This window comes from Vibrio sp. Vb1574, assembly GCF_033338675.1.
In genome coordinates, this window is the sequence record NZ_JAWOTC010000210.1 from 1 (window position 1) to 1,393 (window position 1,393).

The following is a 1,393-nucleotide window of genomic DNA, read 5'->3' on the forward strand; positions in this document are numbered from 1 at the left end:
CCAAGGCGAAGTTTATCTGATTGATGATGATACTTTGGTGGCGCTCGATAAGCTTGAAGACGTACCTGTCGAATATCGTAGAGAGAGCATTGCAACGCCATTTGGCCAAGCGTGGATTTACTTGTATCAAGACACGGAGCAGCTTACGGAAGAGATAGCGTCTGGCGATTGGTGTCAAAGGGTGTGAACTATACTTAAGTAACCATCGTAAGAACGTTGTCGAGATTTAAAAACGTTTCAAAACACGTTAGAAAACGACAAGTCAGAAAAGTAAGGAGTGATGATGAGAGTGTTAATAATTGGCGCGATGATGATGCTTCTGTCTGCTTGTGCGCAAACCACCTTACCAACTTCAACCAGTGTGACTGATTGGCAAGCGTTCGGGAAACAGTCTGCCTTAGATGGATTACGAGAGTTGTCAAAAGAGCGGATAGCTAAGTTGGATGGCACTAACCACGCAACGCCAGAACTGATCATGGCCTACCAAAACGGTTATCAAGAAGGTAAGCAAGAGTATTGTGAGCAAAGTGCCTATATGCTGGGTGTGGTTGGACGACCGTATTTCGGAATCTGCGATGACGTTGACCCGTTCTTCCAACACGATTATGACGCTGGTCGTATGTCCTCCGCGGGAGCTCCTATCTAAGGCAAGCGTTTAGGTTAGAAAGCAAAAGAGCTGCACTTTGCAGCTCTTTTTGTATTTGGAGTTGGCGTTTACGCTTATTTGTTTTGCGCACGCTCGTAAGATTGTAGAATCTCTGCTTTTGCCGCTTCTACATCTGCCCAGCCATCAACTTTCACCCATTTTCCTGATTCCAACTCTTTGTAGCGCTCAAAGAAATGCGTGATTTGCGCTTTTAGCAACTCAGGAATGTCGCCCACATCTTGAATGTGTTCATACTCTTTAGAGATTTTAGAGTGCGGTACGGCAACGACTTTGGCATCTTCGCCCGATTCATCCGTCATCTTCAAAACGCCAACAGGTCGGCAGCGAATAACAGAACCTGGCATGAGTGGGTATGGCGTTGGGACAAGGACATCTACTGGGTCACCATCAAGCGAAAGTGTGTTGTTCACGTAACCGTAGTTACATGGGTAAAACATTGGCGCAGACATGAAACGGTCGACAAATACAGCACCAGAGTCTTTATCTACTTCGTATTTGATAGGGTCTGCATTGGCAGGGATTTCGATAACGACGTAAATATCTTCAGGTAGCGATTTACCTGCTGGTACATGGTTTAGGCTCATTTGAATATTCCTTTTCATTGAGGATGAGTAGCCAGAAGATCGCCCTCATCTATGATTAATTCGCATTTCACTTTAGCGACAAAAACGCGGCAGGTAAACACCTGCCGCGTTGGACAAAGGTCTGAAATTATTCTTCGTCGCG

3 protein-coding genes are annotated in these 1,393 nt (G+C 45.5%); 2 read left to right on the top strand and 1 reads right to left on the bottom strand.

The annotated features are described in order from the left end of the window. The coding region (locus R7O12_RS24880; RefSeq protein ID WP_318126726.1) for a gamma-glutamylcyclotransferase at nucleotides 1-187 on the top strand (187 nt) is incomplete at its 5' end. A gap of 96 nt (nucleotides 188-283) precedes the next feature. After that, nucleotides 284-646 (top strand): DUF2799 domain-containing protein, encoded by a 363-nt coding sequence (locus R7O12_RS24885; protein WP_046267787.1) that lies wholly within the window; start codon nucleotides 284-286, stop codon nucleotides 644-646. Nucleotides 647-720: 74 nt separating this feature from the next. Here R7O12_RS24885 and ppa read toward each other — a convergent pair whose 3' ends face one another. Next, complete coding sequence (gene ppa, locus R7O12_RS24890; protein ID WP_005454643.1) at nucleotides 721-1,251, bottom strand: inorganic diphosphatase; 531 nt, start codon at nucleotides 1,249-1,251, stop codon at nucleotides 721-723. Nucleotides 1,252-1,393: the final 142 nt, after the last annotated feature.